This is a genomic window from Clostridium sp. HMP27 (assembly GCF_000765165.1).
Taxonomy (GTDB): Bacteria; Bacillota; Clostridia; order Clostridiales; family Clostridiaceae; genus Clostridium_AK.
Genome location: NZ_JMFY01000034.1, coordinates 101,479 through 120,600, shown reverse-complemented (window position 1 = coordinate 120,600; position 19,122 = coordinate 101,479). Strand labels below are relative to the sequence as shown.

17 protein-coding genes and 1 pseudogene are annotated in these 19,122 nt (G+C 30.3%); 5 read left to right on the top strand and 13 right to left on the bottom strand.

Features of this window, described 5'->3' with window-relative positions:
- Positions 1-391: 391 nt before the first annotated feature.
- Positions 392-1,021, bottom strand: a complete 630-nt coding sequence (locus tag DP68_RS14775; protein ID WP_035310815.1) for a bifunctional 4-hydroxy-2-oxoglutarate aldolase/2-dehydro-3-deoxy-phosphogluconate aldolase — start codon at positions 1,019-1,021, stop codon at positions 392-394.
- 278 nt (positions 1,022-1,299) lie between these two features.
- Here DP68_RS14775 and DP68_RS14770 point away from each other — a divergent pair, with 278 nt between their 5' ends.
- Positions 1,300-2,379 (top strand): hypothetical protein, encoded by a 1,080-nt coding sequence (locus tag DP68_RS14770; protein WP_035310814.1) that lies wholly within the window; start codon positions 1,300-1,302, stop codon positions 2,377-2,379.
- 107 nt (positions 2,380-2,486) lie between these two features.
- On the opposite strand, the gene DP68_RS14765 is transcribed toward DP68_RS14770, so the two are convergent.
- Positions 2,487-3,137, bottom strand: coding sequence for a hemolysin III family protein (locus DP68_RS14765; RefSeq protein ID WP_035310812.1), 651 nt, complete (start codon positions 3,135-3,137; stop codon positions 2,487-2,489).
- A gap of 341 nt (positions 3,138-3,478) precedes the next feature.
- Here DP68_RS14765 and DP68_RS14760 point away from each other — a divergent pair, with 341 nt between their 5' ends.
- Both DP68_RS14760 and DP68_RS14755 read left to right on the top strand, forming a co-directional pair.
- Positions 3,479-4,081 carry a DUF1836 domain-containing protein gene (locus tag DP68_RS14760; protein WP_035310810.1) on the top strand — a complete coding sequence of 201 codons (603 nt, stop codon included), beginning with the start codon at positions 3,479-3,481 and terminating at the stop codon, positions 4,079-4,081.
- An 88-nt stretch (positions 4,082-4,169) separates the two neighbouring features.
- The gene (locus DP68_RS14755; protein WP_035310809.1) at positions 4,170-4,964 is read left to right on the top strand and encodes a TIGR00266 family protein; all 795 of its coding nucleotides are present in this window, start codon (positions 4,170-4,172) and stop codon (positions 4,962-4,964) included.
- Between the two features lie 64 nt (positions 4,965-5,028).
- Here the strand turns inward: DP68_RS14755 and DP68_RS14750 are convergent, their stop codons facing one another.
- The 4 genes from DP68_RS14750 to DP68_RS14735 form a co-directional block, all read right to left on the bottom strand.
- Positions 5,029-5,820 carry a DnaD domain protein gene (locus tag DP68_RS14750; protein ID WP_052085829.1) on the bottom strand — a complete coding sequence of 264 codons (792 nt, stop codon included), beginning with the start codon at positions 5,818-5,820 and terminating at the stop codon, positions 5,029-5,031.
- Positions 5,821-6,007: 187 nt separating this feature from the next.
- Positions 6,008-6,187, bottom strand: coding sequence for a YjfB family protein (locus tag DP68_RS14745; protein WP_035310808.1), 180 nt, complete (start codon positions 6,185-6,187; stop codon positions 6,008-6,010).
- Between the two features lie 20 nt (positions 6,188-6,207).
- On the bottom strand, positions 6,208-7,029 hold the full coding sequence (locus DP68_RS14740; RefSeq protein WP_035310806.1) for a flagellin: 822 nt from the start codon (positions 7,027-7,029) through the stop codon (positions 6,208-6,210).
- A 110-nt stretch (positions 7,030-7,139) separates the two neighbouring features.
- The gene (locus DP68_RS14735; RefSeq protein ID WP_035310804.1) at positions 7,140-8,609 is read right to left on the bottom strand and encodes a flagellin; all 1,470 of its coding nucleotides are present in this window, start codon (positions 8,607-8,609) and stop codon (positions 7,140-7,142) included.
- 238 nt (positions 8,610-8,847) lie between these two features.
- Between DP68_RS14735 and DP68_RS19335 the strand changes: the two are divergent.
- Both DP68_RS19335 and DP68_RS14720 read left to right on the top strand, forming a co-directional pair.
- A pseudogene (locus tag DP68_RS19335) lies at positions 8,848-10,185 on the top strand (IS3 family transposase).
- 85 nt (positions 10,186-10,270) lie between these two features.
- Positions 10,271-11,488, top strand: coding sequence for an IS256 family transposase (locus tag DP68_RS14720; RefSeq protein WP_291549523.1), 1,218 nt, complete (start codon positions 10,271-10,273; stop codon positions 11,486-11,488).
- A gap of 255 nt (positions 11,489-11,743) precedes the next feature.
- On the opposite strand, the gene DP68_RS14715 is transcribed toward DP68_RS14720, so the two are convergent.
- From DP68_RS14715 to pseG, 7 genes are all read right to left on the bottom strand, one after another.
- A complete protein-coding gene (locus tag DP68_RS14715; protein WP_035310800.1) occupies positions 11,744-12,238 on the bottom strand; it encodes a hypothetical protein in 495 nt (164 codons plus the stop codon).
- Positions 12,239-12,262: 24 nt separating this feature from the next.
- Positions 12,263-13,483, bottom strand: a complete 1,221-nt coding sequence (locus tag DP68_RS14710; RefSeq protein WP_035310797.1) for a 6-hydroxymethylpterin diphosphokinase MptE-like protein — start codon at positions 13,481-13,483, stop codon at positions 12,263-12,265.
- Between the two features lie 343 nt (positions 13,484-13,826).
- Positions 13,827-14,831 carry an SDR family NAD(P)-dependent oxidoreductase gene (locus DP68_RS14700; RefSeq protein ID WP_035310793.1) on the bottom strand — a complete coding sequence of 335 codons (1,005 nt, stop codon included), beginning with the start codon at positions 14,829-14,831 and terminating at the stop codon, positions 13,827-13,829.
- 215 nt (positions 14,832-15,046) lie between these two features.
- Positions 15,047-16,063, bottom strand: a complete 1,017-nt coding sequence (locus DP68_RS14695) for an SDR family NAD(P)-dependent oxidoreductase (protein ID WP_035310791.1) — start codon at positions 16,061-16,063, stop codon at positions 15,047-15,049.
- A 124-nt stretch (positions 16,064-16,187) separates the two neighbouring features.
- Positions 16,188-17,240: a pseudaminic acid synthase gene (gene pseI / locus DP68_RS14690; protein WP_035310789.1), complete on the bottom strand. Its 1,053-nt coding sequence runs from the start codon at positions 17,238-17,240 to the stop codon at positions 16,188-16,190.
- Between the two features lie 173 nt (positions 17,241-17,413).
- Positions 17,414-18,142 carry a glycosyltransferase family protein gene (locus DP68_RS14685; protein WP_035310788.1) on the bottom strand — a complete coding sequence of 243 codons (729 nt, stop codon included), beginning with the start codon at positions 18,140-18,142 and terminating at the stop codon, positions 17,414-17,416.
- Positions 18,143-18,146: 4 nt separating this feature from the next.
- Positions 18,147-19,121: a UDP-2,4-diacetamido-2,4,6-trideoxy-beta-L-altropyranose hydrolase gene (gene pseG, locus DP68_RS14680; RefSeq protein ID WP_035310786.1), complete on the bottom strand. Its 975-nt coding sequence runs from the start codon at positions 19,119-19,121 to the stop codon at positions 18,147-18,149.
- Position 19,122 lies beyond the last annotated feature (1 nt).

Here is a 19,122-nt window from a genome sequence, read left to right as displayed (position 1 = left end):
CGCTAAAAACGGCTAATATTTATAAATTAAAAATTCCTAAACCTCCTAAACTCGCTGCCGCTCAGACAGTAGGAGGTTCTTAACGGAATTTTAAATTTATAAATAAAGCCCTTTTAAAGCTTATTCAATGTCTTCTACGATGAAAATTCTATACTCCCAGAGCATTAAAAAGTTCTTCATGTTAACTGCTGAAGGAAGAAATTCAGATAACTGAATTTCTAAGATCTTTTAGGACGGCAGTCCTTAACGTTACAAGAACTTACACTAAATAAATAAAGAAATTTACAAGTTAAAGATAAGGTAGCACAATAAAAGATTTCTGATGAAAAATAGAGTATTTAATTTCTTACGACCCGTTCAACATTAAAAATGTCGCAACATCATTTTATTTCTACATAAATTCACAAGCTGCTCTCACTAGTCTATCGCATCTATTTCTTAGTTCATCTAAATTATCTGCTGTTATGTCTTGAACTAAAGTTTCATCTACTCCTAATGTATAGGCCCCTGCTTCAAACCACTTCTCCATATTATCATCTCTTACTCCTCCTGTTGGCATTAAATCCATGTATGGAAATGGTCCCTTTAAAGCTTTGATAAATTCTGGACCTAGCGATTCTCCTGGAAACACCTTTATGATGTCTGAGCCTAAGCTATATGCTTTAAATGCCTCTGTTGGAGTGGCAACCCCTAGTGAAAAAAATATTCCATGGGATTTACAGTACTTTCCCACATCTTCTATTATGCATGGAGATACAATAAAATCTGCTCCACTATTTAAAACTTGCTTTAATTGTATTTTGTCTACTATAGTTCCTGCCCCAATAAGAGTATTTGGATATTTACGTTTAAGTCTGTCTATAAGTATTGGTGCTTCCTTGACTATACAAGTAACCTCAACTATATCTATACCTGAAGATATTATATTTTTACAAAGTACTTCAGCAAAATCTAAATCCTTTTCTCTTATTACTGTCACTATATTGTTTTTGAATCTATTTTTAATATCTCTTTTATCCATAATATTAGTCATCTCCTCCTTCATCTGTATAAATTCTGCGCCTTTATACAGATATATGAAGAATCAGCTTTAAATATGAAACGAAAAATTTATAGCTATACCCCTCATATATGTTAAAAATCTAACCCCTGTTAATTATAATCATAAAAAGTATTTGCTCTTTTTCTGCCAATTAACCCCATTGTGTTTAACTTAAAATATACATATAATTAATTTTATATGGTCCTATTTTCTGATAAGAACAGGACTAATCATAGTTTATTACATAGGAGGAAAACATGAAAAAATTCAAAGGACTTATTGGTACATTATTAATTGGTATTAGCTTATTCTCTTTGACAGGATGTGTTTCAAAAGAGGACAAGCTAATAAAAGCACTAGAAAAAACCAGCACTATCAAGTCATTAAGCTATAAGGCTAATGCGGATTTTAAGTTTAGCGGCCAAGCAGCTCAAGAAATGGGTGGATTTAGTGGATTTAACTTAGAGCTAACTGGTAAATCTGTTACAGAAGGCAAAACCTTAGCTAAATCCCAAGCAAATATAAAAGTTGGAGTTATGGGTGTAAGTACTGATTTAGATTTAATTCAGCAGATATCACTAGATAAGGATAATGCAGACCTTAAAATGCTTTTAGAAGTACCTGAAATGTTGAAAGCTCAAGCTGGCCCTATGTTTCAAAATACTGACTATATTTATATTGACTCAAAGGGTCTTGAAAAACTACAACAGATGGAAAAGGCACAAAATCCAGATGCAAAAACTTCACAAAATATTGATATGAATAAAATTGCTGCAAATGCTGCAAATATTCAAAAATCCTCATTATTATTCTTAAAGGATTATACAAAAAAAGATGGTAAGGACTTGATAAAATACACAGGTAAGAATCCTATAACAATTAATGAAGCTGAAGAAAAACTTGAAACTTATGAAATTAAGTTAAATAACGAAGGACTTAAAAAACTTTTAAAAGCTTATGTAAAAGATGAAAAAAGAGTTAAAGAACTTCAAGATTATTTTACAGCTTTAGCGCCTGAAGGTTCTAAAGAAAATGAAAAAATTAATATTGAAGAATTAAATAAGGAAATTGATGAAATGGAAGACATATTTGGGAAAAACGGATTACTAATAAGCTTTGCCGTTAAAGATGGTTATATAGTTCAGCAAAAAATAAATGCAGACCTTATAGCTGAAAAAGATTCAATAACCTTTAATCTTAGTTATGATGTATTTGATATCAATAAAAAGATAGATATAAAAGTTCCAAATAAAGAAGATGTTAAATCCATTGACTTAGTAGATTTGATATCTATGTTTAATGGAAAATTAGAACCTTCAATTCCTGGAAGCCTGTAATTTTATAATTTAACAATTAATTAAGCAGAAATAGCATAATAGATAAATATGATTTTATCTATTATGCTATTTTTATATAATTTTTTAATTTTATTTCCCTCGCATAACTATACTATATACTTGAATACCATAAAATAGTGAAAAAAACTTCCTAGTAAAACAAACAAATGAAATATCTCATGAAATCCAAATACATTAGATTTTATTCTTGGCCATTTTGTGGCATATATAACTGCACCTAAAGTATAGGAAACACCACCGAGAAACAATAAAACAATTCCTCCTGCCATCATGGTCTTTGAAAGAGCTGGAATTAGAAATACGGAAATCCATCCTATAAGTACATAAGACAAAGTAGATATCCATCTTGGAGCATTAAACCATACCATCTTAAATACAATACCCATGATAGCACAAGCCCAAATACCTATAAACATTGCCCATCTTAAAGTCCCATGCAAGGCTATCAAGCATATAGGAGTATATGTTCCTGCTATTAGAACAAAAATCATTGAATGATCCAGTTTTCTTAAAAACTTTATTACCCTTTCTGAAGCTCTTACTAAATGGTATACCGTACTTGCTGTGTACAGAAGTATTAAGCTTAACCCAAACATAGCTATAGCAACATAAGCCAATGGTTCAGGTTTTGGAACCGTACTTTCACGTAAGATAAGCAGTATCATTCCTACAAGAGAAATTACAGCTCCAATTAAATGAGTTAATCCACTTATAGGTTCCCTAAATTTTGTAAGCATATATCATCACTCCATTTTAATAATTTATTTATCTATGCATCTTATAAGGATACATTACTTATCTATAACTATGTTATGTAGTTTTTAAAACTACTTTATATCATGTTATTATAATACCACAATTTTAAATAAATTATAACTGCTTTACGGAATGATTTTTACCCATATTCTTAAGTATTCCCTAAGTTTTATAAATCATATCTATTTTTTCTTTAATTTGCTAAATTTATCTAACTTAGCATTTAACTCACCTTATAATCTAGTTTTGTATACTTTATGTTGAAATACCAATATACATGTGGTAACATTTTCTTAAATAACTACAATTAGAGGTGCTGTAAATGGAATTTGATATACATAAATTAGGTTCATTAATTGAAGGGATTTCTTCCTATGAAGATATTGAACTTTCAGATATTCCAAACTTAGATTTGTATATGGATCAAGTTATCACTTTATTTGATAGCAAGTTATCTCATCTAAGACGAAATGAAGAAGATAAGATTTTAACTAAGACTATGATAAATAACTACACTAAGGCTAAAATACTTATGCCTTCTACTAAAAAGAAGTACTCAAAAGATCATATTATTTTGTTGATACTTATATATTATCTAAAGCAAAACTTATCTATAAGTGACATAAGTTTATTATTTAAAGATATGATTAAAACCGTGGAATCTACAAAGAATGAAAGCTTAGAAATTGAAAAGATATATCAGTCTTTTTTACATGTAAAAAAAGCTGACTCAAGTACTTTACAGGAGGATTTAAATAAAAAGGTTAATTTAGTACTCCAGAATACAAAAAACTTGCCACCTGAAAACCTAGAATTTTCACAGATGCTTATAACTGTTCTTACTCTTATAAACGAAGCAAACACCTACAAAAGGTTATCAGAAAAAATTATTGATAACTTCTTTACTAATTATGAATTTAAATAAAAATGGAAAAATCTACGCACTTAGAGTAAAATAATTATATTGTATATTGAATATACTAAAAATAAAATTATGGAATGGAGGATAATTTATGAGTTCACATAAAATTGATTATCAGATTTATGGAGACGATACCCAATTCGTTGAAATAGAACTTGACCCTAGAGAAACTGTGGTAGCTGAAGCCGGAAGCATGATGATGATGGATATGAGCATTCAAATGGAAACAATATTTGGAGATGGTTCATCTCAATCTGCGGGAGGATTTATGGATAAGCTCTTTGGAGCTGGAAAGAGAATTCTAACAGGTGAAAGCTTATTTATGACAGCCTTTACTAACGTAGGTTATGGAAAACAAAAGGTCAGTTTTGCCTCACCATACATTGGTAAAATACTTCCTATGGATTTAAGTATGCTTGGTGGAAAACTTATATGCCAAAAGGATTCTTTCCTATGTGCAGCAAAGGGAGTTTCTGTAGGCATAGATTTTAGAAAAAAATTAAGTGTTGGTTTCTTCGGCGGCGAAGGATTTATACTTCAAAAGCTAGAGGGAGATGGCCTAGCATTTATCCACTCCTGTGGTGCACTAGTAAAAAAAGATTTACTTCCTGGTGAAACTTTAAGAGTAGATACCGGTTGTCTAGTTGCTATGACAAGAGATGTACGCTACAATATAGAATTTGTAGGCGGAATTAAAAATACCCTCTTTGGCGGTGAAGGTGTATTTTTCGCTACTGTAACAGGCCCTGGCAGTGTATGGATTCAATCTCTTCCATTTAGCAGACTTGCAGAGCGTGTATTTGCAGCTTCCCCTCATACTGGTGGAAGAAAAGAAGAAGGAAGTATTTTAGGTGGTCTTGGCAACTTCTTTGATGGTGATAATTAAATAAACTCTTCTTTATTTTGTAATATTTTCTGATAAGAAATATAATAACCAGCAGCTGGTATACCTAGTTTCTGGTTATCCCCCCTGAATCTATGTATTTCATGCTTCGAGCATTATGATAGGCTGCCTCTTTAATTTCCAAAATTATGGAATTACAGCTCATATCCTGACTCCAATCCTGAAGACTTTCAAACTCTATAGGAGTTATTGGGTGCATATTGTTATTGAACACCTCTACAACTTCACTGATGCCTGCATCTTCCACTTCATCAACTGAATCCCTATAAACATCAGCAGCAGAGTTCACTATTATTTCTGCTTCTTCTTTTTCTTCTACTTCTTTAATTTCTTTTTTAATTTCTTTTTCAATTTCTTCTTTAATTTCTTCTTCCCCCAGGTCCTTATAAGCCCCTTGCAAGCCCCTTATTTTTTCATGAAAGTCCTCTATTTCATCAAAAATTAAATGTATAGGGTATCCTAGCTTCTTACATAAGTCATAAAGCTTGTCTACAAATTCTCTATGTTTAATTTCTTTTATTTCCTTATTTATGCACTTTATTGTGTTGCGGCTGTTTATAAAATTGTACTTTATCCAGTTTAAAATCATTATCTCTTTTGTTTCCTCACAATATTCTATTTTCCCATAGCTAATAAACCTCTGTAGCAGCTTGCTCACAGTTTCTCTATTATAGCCTGTCTCATATTCAATAGTTCTTTTAGAAAGTTCAAAAATTCCGCATTGTTTAGTATTAGTGCATTGAAGCAAGTATATATAAAAAAACTTCTCCTCCGGTGTCAAATCCATAACGAAAGCATCTCCCCAAAAGGATAATTGTAATTGTCTATATAATGCCATAAGTAATCCACCTCCAAAAATTTCCACCTATATATCTAATATGCAGAAATATAGAGATTTGTTGTGAGAATGTTAAATTTTTTTATAAAATAAAAACAGAGCAAATTTCTTTGCTCTGCTTATAAACTTTATAAATCCAGCAGCTATATTTCACGCTGCTGGAAAAGATTACACCACTGGGGTGTTATTATGCTCTTGCATCTAAGTGTTGTCCCCTATTTGGGTCTATTGCTGCACCTTTTAACATTTCAGTCATTTGCACTGCATTTTCTTTTCCTGTATTCATGGCAAGTTTCATTACTGCTAAGCTTGCTGCATCTTGAACCTTTGATTGACTCATTGCAACAGATAATCCTGCTATATCCATTTAATCTCCTCCATTTCTAATTAGCTCAGCCATCTATTAAGTACCGAATTTACACTTTCGTTATTTTGACGTGCTGAAACCAGCATAGATTGATTACTATTTACAAGTATATTGTCTTTAACTGACTTCATAACAGCGCTTGCCATATTTATATCTTCAATTTGAGAAAGGGATGTAGTCAATCCTAATTTTGCATTGTTTGCATCATTAAAAGCAGATTGAAGATTGTTGGAATGTACTCCTAAAGCTGTCCTGTTTACTATAACTTTATTTAAGGCTTCATTCACTTTTGAAAGAGTATCGCTAGAACTTGATATACTGCTTAATGAAGCAGTATCTAAACCTAAGGCACTTGTAGAACTATCAAATAAGGTCAAATCATAAAAAACTTCAGGATTATCTTTAATTTTAATAGCTAAACTTTTATCTTCATTTAAAAGCTTAATTCCATTAAACTCAGTTTCATTTGCTATGGAGTTTATGCTTTTATTGAGTTGACTAAATTCTTCCTCTAATGCACTTCTATCCTCATCTGTTAAAGTACCATTTGAAGCTTGAACAGAAACTTCTTTCATTCTATGAAGTGTCTTTGTTATTTCTTCCATAGCTCCATCAGCTACTTGAATCAAGGAAATTCCATCCTGTATATTTCTTTCGGCTGCGTCTAATCCTCTTACCTTGGATTTAAAGCTTTCGCTTATTGAAAGTCCAGCTGCATCATCTGCTGCTTTATTTATTCTCTTTCCTGAGGATAGCTTTTCAGTAGTATCATTTTTAGCTGTTTTATTAATGGTAACCTTACCATAGGAATTTAAAAGCAATCGATTATTTTGAATAAACACAATCTCACCTCCTTATTGTAACATAATTCCTATTTATCCAACTATCTCTTTAATTATCGTGATTTTTGGAAAAAGCTTTAAATTAAATGTTAAATAAGAAAATTTTATAACTATTCTTTTCTTAAAAGTTCAAGCACTCCATTAGGTAAATTATTTGCTTGCTTTAGCATTGCCGATGATGCCTCTTGCATTATAGAAGTCTTACTTAAATTTATAGTTTCCTTTGCCATATCTGTATCTAAAATTCTTGAATTTGCAGCTTCTAAATTTAAGCTATAGTTTGTTACATTATTATTAATGTGTTCTAAGGCATTTACATAAGAACCATACTTAGCTCTTCTACCAGAAATTAAAGCTATTGTATTATCTATATTAGATAATGCGTTTTGTATCTCTTCAATAGGATCAACTTGTACATCATTTAATCCTATCTTAAAAGTTCTTGTATCATATAGTTCTACTTTAAATACTTCTTTGGAATTAGCACCTACTTGCAGAGTAATAGCTGGCATATCCTCACCATCATATTCAGCTCCAGCTTCTATCATTATCTTTCCTGCAAGAGCATCCAATTGTGTTCCAAAGTTGCCGCTTATATCTAAATAATCTCCACCAGTTGGATCAGATAGTCTTTTTAGCTGAGTATTTGTTTCTCCATACATATTACTCACAACTGTAAGCTTAATCCCCTTGCTTTTTAAATCATTTGCTACTCCATCAATATCAAGCGTTGATAAGTTATCTCCACCATCTAAGTCTGCATTATTATCATGTACTGGTGCATCAGTAACTAGTATAAAATGTTTAGGTGCTTCATCTCTAAAACTATAGGTAATTGCACCATTAGTTGGGTCTGCAATACCTTCAAGGCCTGATTCATAGTAATCTCCACCACCGTATACACTAATACTGTTTAAATTGGCCTTAAATGTATTTAAATCACCAGTAAATTCCTTTTTTATAACAGGCTCTCCTGAGTTTACTTCTCCATAAGTGACAAGTCCTAATTTTACATCTACACCATTTGAGTTCAATCTATTTACAAATCCATCTATATTGGATTTTACCTTTTCTATAGCACCACCCATGCTTCCTGTCCTATCTATAATAAACATAATATCTGCATTCCCTGGTGTCCACTTAGGGGGCTCTTTTATTGCTGGCGGACTTAAAGGTTTGATTCCATTGAATTCAGTATAATTTGCTATATCGTCAATACTCTTCTTTATTTGATCTATTTCCTGCTGAATTATGTCCCTATCTTCTTTAGTTAAAGTGTCATTACCTGCTTGTACCACAAGTTCCCTCATTCTTTGTAAATTAGGGTTTTCTATTTCCTCTAATGCACCTTCAGCAGTTTGTAAAAAAGAAACGCCATCCTGGATATTTCTTTCAGCCTGCTGCAATCCCCTAATTTGAGCCATCATTTTCTCAGAAATTGATAAACCTGCAGCATTATCACCAGCTCTATTTATTGATAGTCCTGTTGAAAGTTTTTCCATAGCCTTTGATGCATTTATGTTATTATTTTTTGATCTATTATAAGCATTCATAGCTGATAAATTATGATTTACAATCACTTATATCTCTCATTTTTGTCTCATATTACAAGTACAATTAAAGCATTGAATTTTTACATTATTTTATCGAGAGAATTTTTGAAGAATGTATAGAATAAAAATTTTTATTTCTTTAAAATTTATATTAAAAAACTACATATTATTAAAATGTACCCTATAGAGTAGACAATGAAAAAAAGTCTATCCTATAGGGTATTTTTGTGTATAATAAAACAAATGAAACTAGGAGTAGATTAAGATGAGCAATAAGATATTCACAAAAGAAGAAATAGAAATATTGACTAATAATAAATATGTTAAGCGCGTTAGCCCCAAAGGAATCACTTATACTGATGAGTTAAAGCGTATTTTTATAATTGAGAATGAAAAGGGAAAGTTTCCAAGGACAATATTCGAAGAATGTGGTTTTAATATAGATATTTTGGGAATGAAGCGAGTAGAATCATCAGGTTAAAGATGGCGTGCTGCATACAGAAATGAAGGTATACTTGGGCTACAAGATACTAGAAAGGCGAATTCAGGAAGGCCTAGAGAAAATGAACTTTCCCTAGAAGAAAAATATGAACGGCTCATGGCACAAAACAACTTGTTGAAAGCTGAGAATGAACTGCTAAAAAAACTCGATATGTTAGAAAGGATGATGATAAAAAGGAAATAAGGTTACTGTCTGAACAAAAGATCAATCTTGTCAAATTAGTCGTCAAAGAGCATAAACCGAAAAAAATGATTAGCTATTTATGCGAAATGGTTGGTGTATCACGCTCTGGATACTATAAACTATTTCTCGCTAAAATCTCAAGAAACTAGGAATAAACGAGATAGTGAAGATGATGTACTAAGGGACAACGTTCTAAAAGCATTTAACTTTAAAAGGCGTAAAAAAAGAGCCAGGCAAATCAAAATGACACTAGAGGGGCAATTTGGAATCGTATATAATTTGAAGCGCATCCGAAGGATTATGAAGAAATATGAAATCATTTGTCCTATTAGGAAATCTAATCCATACAGGAGAATGATGAAAGCCACTAAAGAACATACTGTTTTTTCTAATTTACTGAATAGAGAATTCAAACAAAATATACCTGGAAAGGTACTTCTTACAGATATAACTTACTTATTTTATGGCAACGGGTGCAAGGCATACCTATCTACTGTTAAGAATGATTCTACTAATGAAATATTGGCGTACAATCTCTCCGATAAATTAACCCTAGACATCGCTACCAATACTATATATAACCTAATGAATAATGGACAAGTAACCCTCTCCGAGGATGCCTTTATTCACTCTGATCAGGGTTGCCACTATACAAGTCCTACATTTCAAAGTGTAGTCAAAAGCTTCAAACTAGGACAATCTATGTCAAGGCGAGGTATCTGTTGGGATAACGCTCCGCAAGAGTCCTTCTTTAGGCATTTTAAGGATGAAGCATTCATAAAGAGTTGTGAAACACTAAGTGAGCTTAGAGAAGAAATTAAGCAATATATGATTTACTATAATAATTTCAGATATCAATGGGGATTAAAGAAGATGACTCCTGTTCAATACAGAAATCATCTTCTTGATTTAGCATAGTCTTTGAGAGTGTAAAATGGTTTGTGTAAACTCAAATGTGGATATAATTTAAAAATATATATCCAAGGAGGGTACACAAACTATTATGCTATTAAGGAAAGAATTATTAAGAGAGTTTATTAGAGAGAATAACTTAACAACAGCAAGGGAAATACAAGACGCTCTAAAAGATGTTTTTGCAAGTACGCTTCAAGAAATGCTTGAAGCGGAGCTTGATGAACATTTAGGATATACAAAGTATGACTATAAAAATAAAGCCACTAGCAACAGCCGAAATGGTACTTCTTCTAAAAAGGCATTATCTGATTTAGGAGAAATCCAACTTGCAATTCCAAGAGATAGAGAAGGAGAATTTGAGCCGAAGGCTGTGAAAAAGCACCAAACTGACGTCTCAGGTATAGAAGATAAAATTCTAGGGATGTATGCTAAAGGAATGACCACAAGAGATATAAGTGCTCACCTTCATGAAATATACGGAATAGAAGCTTCGCATACGCTTATCTCACGAATAACAGATAAAATTATCCCACTGGCTCAAGAGTGGCAGAACAGGCCACTAGATTCAATATATCCTGTAGTTTTTCTTGATGCTATACACTATAAAGTTCGCTCTGAGGGAAAAGTTATAAATAAAGCAGCATATATAATTATGGGCATATCTATGTCTGGGGTTAAAGATATACTAGGTATTTGGGTTGGTGAAAATGAAAGTGCAAAGTATTGGCTAAGTGTCTTAACAGAACTTAAGAACAGAGGTGTGAAGGATATTTATATTGCAGCTATAGATGGCCTAACCGGCTTTAAGGATGCTATAAAAGCAGTATTTCCTAACACAGAAATACAACGCTGTATTATACACCAAATTAGAAATAGCACAAAATACATACCCTACAAACATAGAAAGGAATTTTGCAGAGATCTTAAAGAAATATATACAGCATCAACGGAGCAATTAGCCCTTATGGCTATGGATAATATAAAGAGTAAATGGGGTCATTTATATTCAATCTCCATAAATTCTTGGGAGAACAACTGGGAAGAGCTCTCAATCTTCTTTAAGTATCCTGAAGAAATAAGAAGAATGATTTATACCACAAACGCTATGGAGAGTTTTAACAGACAACTAAGAAAGGTAACTAAATCTAGAAGTATATTTCCTTCGGACGATTCCTTATTGAAGATGCTATACTTAGCTACTCAGGATGTAGTTAAGAAATGGACTCAAAATCTAAGAGGATGGTCTCAAATATTAGCGCAGCTATCAATACATTTTGAAGATAGATTTGATGAAAGCATGATATAGCTTGTACAGCCTACCGGCTGACGGGAGCTCACTCCCTTTTTTTCATCGAGCTTGTACACAATATTTTATGCATCATAATTAACTAAAGTAAGAGAGGATAAACTCTAACATTTATCCTCTCTACAAATAAAATATATATCTACATATAAAATTTTTTAAAGAAGTTTACACAAATTTATTGACAGACTCTAGTCTTTTTTCTAATGTTCTTGACAAAGGGTACATTTTATTTACTATGCAGCTCTTTTTTTGGTGTTAAAAATCTTTTTCTTCTTTACCTTTTATATAGTTTTGCTCTATAATTTCTAAAAACTCATCTTTAGAATCATTATCTTCTTTTAATATCTCTTTTAAGTTAATAAAACCAGTTCTTATATTTCTAGTATATAATAGTAAATTACTAGATGTATTCCTGTAATTTTTGTTTAATGCATCTTCTATGGAATTTAAAGCCTTAATAGAATCATCTATTAATATCTCCATTTCTGTTATTTCTCGTTTGTCCTTTATATTTGATTTTAAATAATCTATAGATTCACCTAAAGTATTCCAAAGACCTAAAATACGATATTTTATCTCATTACTTTTTTCTTTATCATTATTTTGTTTAGTAATGTATTTATTCTCTCTTATAGATATTATATACTTAATATCTTTTTTAAAGTTTTTTATATTAAAAACAAGTGTAGTACAACCAAATAACAATGTTACTACTAAAATTATTTTTTCTTTTATGGAAAATTTTTTCATAGGTCACTCCATCACAAACTAATCTTATAATAAATTTTCTAAATCCATTTCTATAGTTCCTCTTATTTTAGCTCCTTTACTTGAGTTAATAAATTTTACATTCTTATTTTTTTCTATAAGTCTTTCTATGCCTTTTTTGAATTCTAACATACCAGATGTAGTACTTAAATAAGTTCCATCTATACCTAATACCTTTTGATAAAAATTATTTTTTTTAATATTTTCACTATCCCCAGCATGAAATTTATTATCTAGAAAAGCCATATCTTGCCCGCATAAAATTACTTTATCTGCCCCAACCTTTATAGCTAAATCTATAGTAGGAATAGCTACAGTTTTGCCGGTTTCCACTACAATATTTTCTTTGTTGTAATTACACCCTTTATTAAAAAACATATATTTAGGTCCTTTATAGGCTTCCACTGCCCATCTGGAACCTGTAGATAAAAAACAGAGTGGTATATCTAAATCTTCATAACCTTTTATCTGATCATAAACTATCTCTCCTGCATCTAATATAGTAATTGCATCTGGCTTTATTCCATTTTTCATTAAAATATCTAATGTTCTTCCCACTGCAAATACTTTAATATATTTTCTTTTTTCTTTAATTATATTTAAATCCTTTTCCAATGAAGGTCCCGCTGATGCAATTACTACAGGTTTATTTTCTAATTTAAAATTTTCAAGAAATTTTCCTATGGTTTTATAGTTGTTTTTTATATTTGCTTCTTCATTTTCCTTCATAATGGGTTCAAATCTTTTCAAGTTAATTTTAGATATCTTGTAACTTTTTATAGCTTCCTTAAAACTACTATATTTATCTTCCAAAGCATCTAATAATGGGTCATAAATTATAATGTCTTCTACTAAAGAAAGTTTGTTTTTAAATTCTTCATAAAAGTCTTCATTATTGCCTAATATGATTTTCACTCTATTATCTACTTTTATCTTTTCTAAGAGATTATACTTATTTGCTATATCATATATTTCCATATCTAAATCAAATATGAATACTTGAGAATCTAACGATATTCTCCTTAGTATCTCCATTGCATGATATCCAAGACCTAATCCATACATAACAATATATTTTTTATTTAAAATTAACTCTTCATTGCTTACTATAAACTTCTCCGCGTCTTTTAAAGGATAAAACTTACTATATACAAATTTATAATCTATTTTTAAAGAATAATTGTTATCTTTAGATTCAAGAACCTCTATTTTTCTTTTTTTATTCATTTATATATTTCTCCCAAAGCATTCCCACACATTTTTATTTTAAAATTATCCTCTTTACTTTTTTCTTATCTTAATATTTTTATTGCTAATTTTTCTATTCTATTTTTATTAACGTTTTTTTGTTTATTAATCGTTAATTCTCTATTGTTTAATTTAGATATTTTCTCATTGTTATAATTAATTGCTATTACATTAAAACTTTCTAATTTATATTTATCAGTTAATTTCTGATAGATTTTACAAATATAAAAAACATCATTGGTTTTAGCTAACCTTTTAGCTAAAACCAATGTCTATACTACATTTCCTATACCTATTTTATTTTCATCATCTGCTCTTATAGCTATTTTTTAATTAACGTTTTTATCCAACATTCTGTCTCATTTATACCTTCTTCTAATGTATATTGAGGACTCCAACCTAAAAGATCATTTGCTTTTTTATAATTACATTTTAATTTCATTATTTCACTTTGAGGGTGAATATGTTTTATATGTTCAATCTCTACTCTACCTTTAGAAATAATATTAGCAAGTCCATTTATAGTTACATCCCTTCCAGTTCCTGCATTTACTATTTCTCCATCAACTTTATTTGAGTATCCTGCCATAGCGACGAATCTTGCACAATCTTCTACGTAAAGTAGGTCTCTTGTTTGATCTCCTGTACCATATATATTTAGCGTTTTATTATTTAAAGCATTTTTTATAAATATAGCTACTACTCCACCTTCTCCACCAGTTTTTTGAAAAGGTCCATAGGTATTAAAAGGTCTTATTACTACAGTTGGAAGCTTATAGGCATTATAATATGAAAGCACCATATTTTCAGCTGCTATTTTAGCTCCACCGTATGGTGACACCGGTTTTGTTGGATGAAATTCATCTATCCCCTTTTCCCCTGCTTTATCATAAACCATACAGGTGCTCATAAACACAACTTTACAAGGATGTGTATCTTCATTTTTATCTATTGCCCATTCCTCTCCATCCATTTTTGTATTTTTACCAAACATCTGAATTTTAGCTTTTTCAAGTATATTAAAAGTTCCTACAGTATCGTTAAAAAAAGTAGTTCTTGGGTCATCTATACTATCTTGAACATTTATAGATGCTGCAAGGTGATATATTATATCAAACTTTTCTTTAAATACCTCATCAAGAACTTTTTCATCTTTTATATCACCTTCTATAAATTTAAAGCTACTATTACTTTTAAATTCCTCTACATTTTCAAACATTCCATTAGATAAGTTGTCTAATGCTAAAACATTATGTCCATCTTTTAATAATCTTTTTATTACCCATCTACCTATAAATCCTGCTCCGCCTGTTACTAATATATTCATACCAATAATCTCTCCTTAAATATAATCTTAATAATTACCTTTCAAAACTAATCAAAGTATATAATTTGTTTGTTACTAATATTTTCGTAGCTTTTAAGTTATCCTTAAATAATTTATACTTTTAAACATAACAAAAGGGGCATCATTCACTTTAGATAATCTTCTTAGGAATAGCCAGCCACTTTCTTAATGAAATACAATATTGAAACTAATAATTAAATAAAACCATCCTCTTTTAGCAAAGCTCTAACTTGTTCTTTTGTTATATGTACACCTTCAGATGAATTATAACTTTCTACTTCTGCTTTTTTATATTTTTCATAGAATACTTCTAACCCTCTTGCAGAATCTGAGCATACAACAGCATACATATCTCCTAAGTCATATGCAAATTCTGATTCCTCTTTTGTCATAAGCTCTTCAAACTTACGCTCTCCCGCTCTGAATCCAATGGTTTGTATATCTATGCTTTCTAAAGATATGTTAGTTCTCTTCGCTGTCTCTTCAACAACAACTTCTGCCAAATGCTGTAACTTTATTATTGGCATTTTTAATATAAAAACCTCTCCACCAATGGAAATATCACCAGCAGTCATGATAAGTTTTACAGCTTGACTTAAAGTCATCATAAATCTCGTCATATTAGGATCTGTAACAGTTATTTTTCTAAACTCCCGAATCTGTTTGTTGAAAAGTGGAATTACAGAACCTCTTGAGCCCATTACATTTCCAAATCTAACTGCAACAAACTTAGTTTTAGCTTTTCCCTTACTATAATTAGCTGCTTGTACTAATTTTTCAGCCAAAAGCTTAGTAGCTCCATAGGAATTAGTAGGATTTATTGCCTTATCAGAGCTTGTAAAAATCACAGTTTCTACCCCGTGATGTAGAGCAGCTTTAATTACATTTTCCATTCCTATAACATTAGTCTTTATTGCTTCTGAAGGATTATATTCACAGGCTGGCACATGTTTCATAGCCGCTAAATTAAACACTACGTCTATTTCATCCATAGCTCTATCTACTCTGTCGTAATCTCTAACATCACCTATTAAAAATCTTAACTTAGATTTATTTTCAATTTGATTTTCCATAATAAACTGCTTATATTCATCTCTACTTAATATTCTTATTACAGAAGGCTCCTGATTTAATAGTTCTTTAATAAGTCCATTTCCTATAGTTCCCGTACCACCAATAACTAAAATCTTTTTCCCTGTATAATATCCCATTTTATTCCTCCAAACTGCGTTATAAATTCTTAATTATTCATTTGCCTAAGTTCTACACGCTTTCGTACTATAAATTGAGTTAAATAAATTTTCTTTCGTTTTTAATAATACATTTAATATCGCCTTACTCTACAAATTTCCAGTCCATAGGACTTCCTTTTCCTATATCTATTTTTGCTGTTTTACCTATGATATCTTTAATGTACTTAGTTTTTACACCAAAACCTGGCCTTATGCTTCTTATATTATCCTCAGTAAACCTTTCTCCTGCTTTTATATCTCTTACTACAAATAACGACCTTGAATGCTGCCTACTATTTTTTTGTTTTTCGGAAAGTGTATAGCTAATCTTTCCCAATGCTTTTTCCACATTTCTTATATCATCAACCATTTGTTTAAACTCATGAGGCTCCATGGAAAATGCTGCATCTGGTCCACCATCTTTCCTGCTTAAAGTAAGATGCTTTTCTATTATTTTAGCTCCTAATGCTATAGCCGCTACAGATACTGCACTTCCTAAAGTGTGATCTGAAAGCCCAGTTATAACATTAAAGGTCTCAGCAATATTAGGAATAGTTCTTAAATTTGATTCTTCTATAGGAGCTGGATAAGCACTTGTGCACTTTAATATCGCTATTTGATTGTTCCCAACTCTCTTGCAAGCATTTACAGCTTCTTCTATATCGGAAATGGTCGATATACCTGTTGACATTATTATAGGCTTTCCTTTGGATGCTATATATTCAACAAAAGGAATATCCGTTACTTCGAAAGAAGCTATTTTATATGCTGGTACATTCATATCTTCTAAAAAGTCTACAGAAGTATTATCAAAAGGAGATGAAAAACAAACTAGTCCTTCTTTCTCAGCAATTTTCTTTAATTTAGGCTGCCATTCCCAAGGGGTGTAGGCCTTTTGATATAATTTATGTAATGTAGTGCCATCCCAAATAGTTCCTTGTTTAATTTGAAAGTATTCATTATTACAGTCTAAAGTTATTGTATCCGGAGTGTATGTTTGAAGTTTTATAGCGTCTGCACCGGCATATTTAGCTGCTTTAATAATTTTTACTGCATTATCAAAACTTTGAAGATGGTTCGCTGACATTTCAGCTATAATAAAAGTTTTTTCATTTTCACCAATTCTCATATTATTTATATTAAAAAATTTATTCATAACTTTCTCCTTATAACACTTATCATAATTTATATACTAATTTATCGTAATTTTAATTGACTACTTAAATATTTTAGAATTCTATATAAAATTCTAAAAGTATCTAGTAAGATAAATTTAAGAATTTATTTTACTAGATACTTTTAGAAAAATATTTGCAAGAAAAGCCTTGTTTATTTATATTTTTTTTGACATATACCTTTATTGATTTCTAATAAACTTCTGTTGTTATCCAGGTAATCCATAACCTGTTTTAAATCAACATACTCATCAATATAAAATTTATCATATATTTCTTTTATCAAATCAAAATCTTCTTTAGTATCTATAGTTAATCTATAATTTTTATATAAATATTTTAATTCAACACTTAATGGATATATTTTATGTGTAAACTTATGTTTATTATCATAATAATATCCTACCACATGTTCCTTTTGCTTATCTGTAACGGCATTTTTTTTCATTTTAATCAACGCACGATATGTAAATATGTCTAGTCCAAATCCAGTGAAAAGTTCTTTTTCTTCCTCTATAAATTCCACCCCATCTATAAACATATTGTTTACCCAATAATCTATTAACTTGGGTTCTAATATCGGACAATCAGAAGTTACTCTTATTATTATATTCGGATTGTATAGTTTAGCACATTGATAATATCTATCCAAGACGTCACTTTCTGCACCCCTAAAACACTCAATATTATGTTTATTACAAAAATGTTCAATTTCATCATTTTCTTTATTTGTACTAGTTGCTATAACTACTTTATCTGCAGTTTTAGCCTTTAAGCATCTTTCATAAACATGAAGTAAAATCTCTTTATTTTGAATTGTTTTCATTACCTTTCCTGGTAACCTTGTGGAAGCCATATGCGCTTGTATTATAACTAAATTCATGTGTTTATAACCTTCCTTCTATAAACTCAACTATTCTATCTACTCCCATTCCATCCACTATATCACGTCCTTTATAACTCATTTTTTTTCTCTCTTTATATGTCAAATTAATTATATCGTTATATAAATTTTCTAAATTAGAAGATTTAATAATACCCTTGAAATCCATTGTTTCCGCAGCTAATACTTGATTTTCAGCTACTACTATTCCAATAGTAGGTGTACCTGCGGCTGCTAATTCGTATAAAGTTGTTCCACAGGAAGCTATTGCTAAATCACATTCTTTCATAATCTTTGCCATATCTGCGTTAAAACATAATTTTACATTATAACTTTCATACTGCTTTAAATTTTCTATATGATTAAAAGCTGGTCCTACAATTACATATAAAATCACATTAGTAAGCTTTTTAAGTGATTTTATTATATTTTCAGTATAATTGTTATTATCACTACCTCCAACAGTCACCATTATATTTTTTACATTCTTCTTAATTTCTTTTTTCTTTAAATTTCTAAATTCATCTCTTAAAATAATATATTTATTTCCTAGCATAAGTTCTGTATCTAAATTAACTTTGTAGTCAAAATTCCTTGCATAGATGTTTTGATTTATTAAAAAATCCACATTAAAATAATTACAAATCCTTTCATCATCTAAACAACCACTTATTTTAAAATTTTGTTTTATTATATTAAAATATTCTTCATCTACATCATAACTATCAGTAATTATGCAATCTGCTTTTATGTTTCTAATTTCACTTTTCAAAGTTTTTTCATCTAAAGATATTACTTTAAAACCATCTGATTTTACTTTATTAATCCCTAATGCATACTTATCACTTAAAGGATTATCTACTCTGCAAGCATAAAACACATTATGATTTTTCTTTAATTCTCTAGCAATTACTAAAGTTCTCATTATATGTCCCATACCAATAGTACTTCCACCATCAGCTCTTATACAAATATTCATA

Coding starts and splice junctions, on each gene's coding strand:
- DP68_RS14765 (WP_035310812.1), bottom strand. CDS start 3,137: ATGCTTACAAAATTTAGGGAACCTATAAGTGGATTAACTCATTTAATT.
- DP68_RS14755 (WP_035310809.1), top strand. CDS start 4,170: ATGAGTTCACATAAAATTGATTATCAGATTTATGGAGACGATACCCAA.
- DP68_RS14720 (WP_291549523.1), top strand. CDS start 10,271: ATGCTATTAAGGAAAGAATTATTAAGAGAGTTTATTAGAGAGAATAAC.
- DP68_RS14760 (WP_035310810.1), top strand. CDS start 3,479: ATGGAATTTGATATACATAAATTAGGTTCATTAATTGAAGGGATTTCT.
- DP68_RS14750 (WP_052085829.1), bottom strand. CDS start 5,820: ATGGCATTATATAGACAATTACAATTATCCTTTTGGGGAGATGCTTTC.
- DP68_RS14770 (WP_035310814.1), top strand. CDS start 1,300: ATGAAAAAATTCAAAGGACTTATTGGTACATTATTAATTGGTATTAGC.
- pseI (WP_035310789.1), bottom strand. CDS start 17,240: ATGAATAAATTTTTTAATATAAATAATATGAGAATTGGTGAAAATGAA.
- DP68_RS14745 (WP_035310808.1), bottom strand. CDS start 6,187: ATGGATATAGCAGGATTATCTGTTGCAATGAGTCAATCAAAGGTTCAA.
- DP68_RS14685 (WP_035310788.1), bottom strand. CDS start 18,142: ATGAATTTAGTTATAATACAAGCGCATATGGCTTCCACAAGGTTACCA.
- DP68_RS14710 (WP_035310797.1), bottom strand. CDS start 13,483: ATGAATAAAAAAAGAAAAATAGAGGTTCTTGAATCTAAAGATAACAAT.
- DP68_RS14695 (WP_035310791.1), bottom strand. CDS start 16,063: ATGGGATATTATACAGGGAAAAAGATTTTAGTTATTGGTGGTACGGGA.
- pseG (WP_035310786.1), bottom strand. CDS start 19,121: ATGAATATTTGTATAAGAGCTGATGGTGGAAGTACTATTGGTATGGGA.
- DP68_RS14775 (WP_035310815.1), bottom strand. CDS start 1,021: ATGGATAAAAGAGATATTAAAAATAGATTCAAAAACAATATAGTGACA.
- DP68_RS14700 (WP_035310793.1), bottom strand. CDS start 14,831: ATGAATATATTAGTAACAGGCGGAGCAGGATTTATAGGTAGATGGGTA.
- DP68_RS14715 (WP_035310800.1), bottom strand. CDS start 12,238: ATGAAAAAATTTTCCATAAAAGAAAAAATAATTTTAGTAGTAACATTG.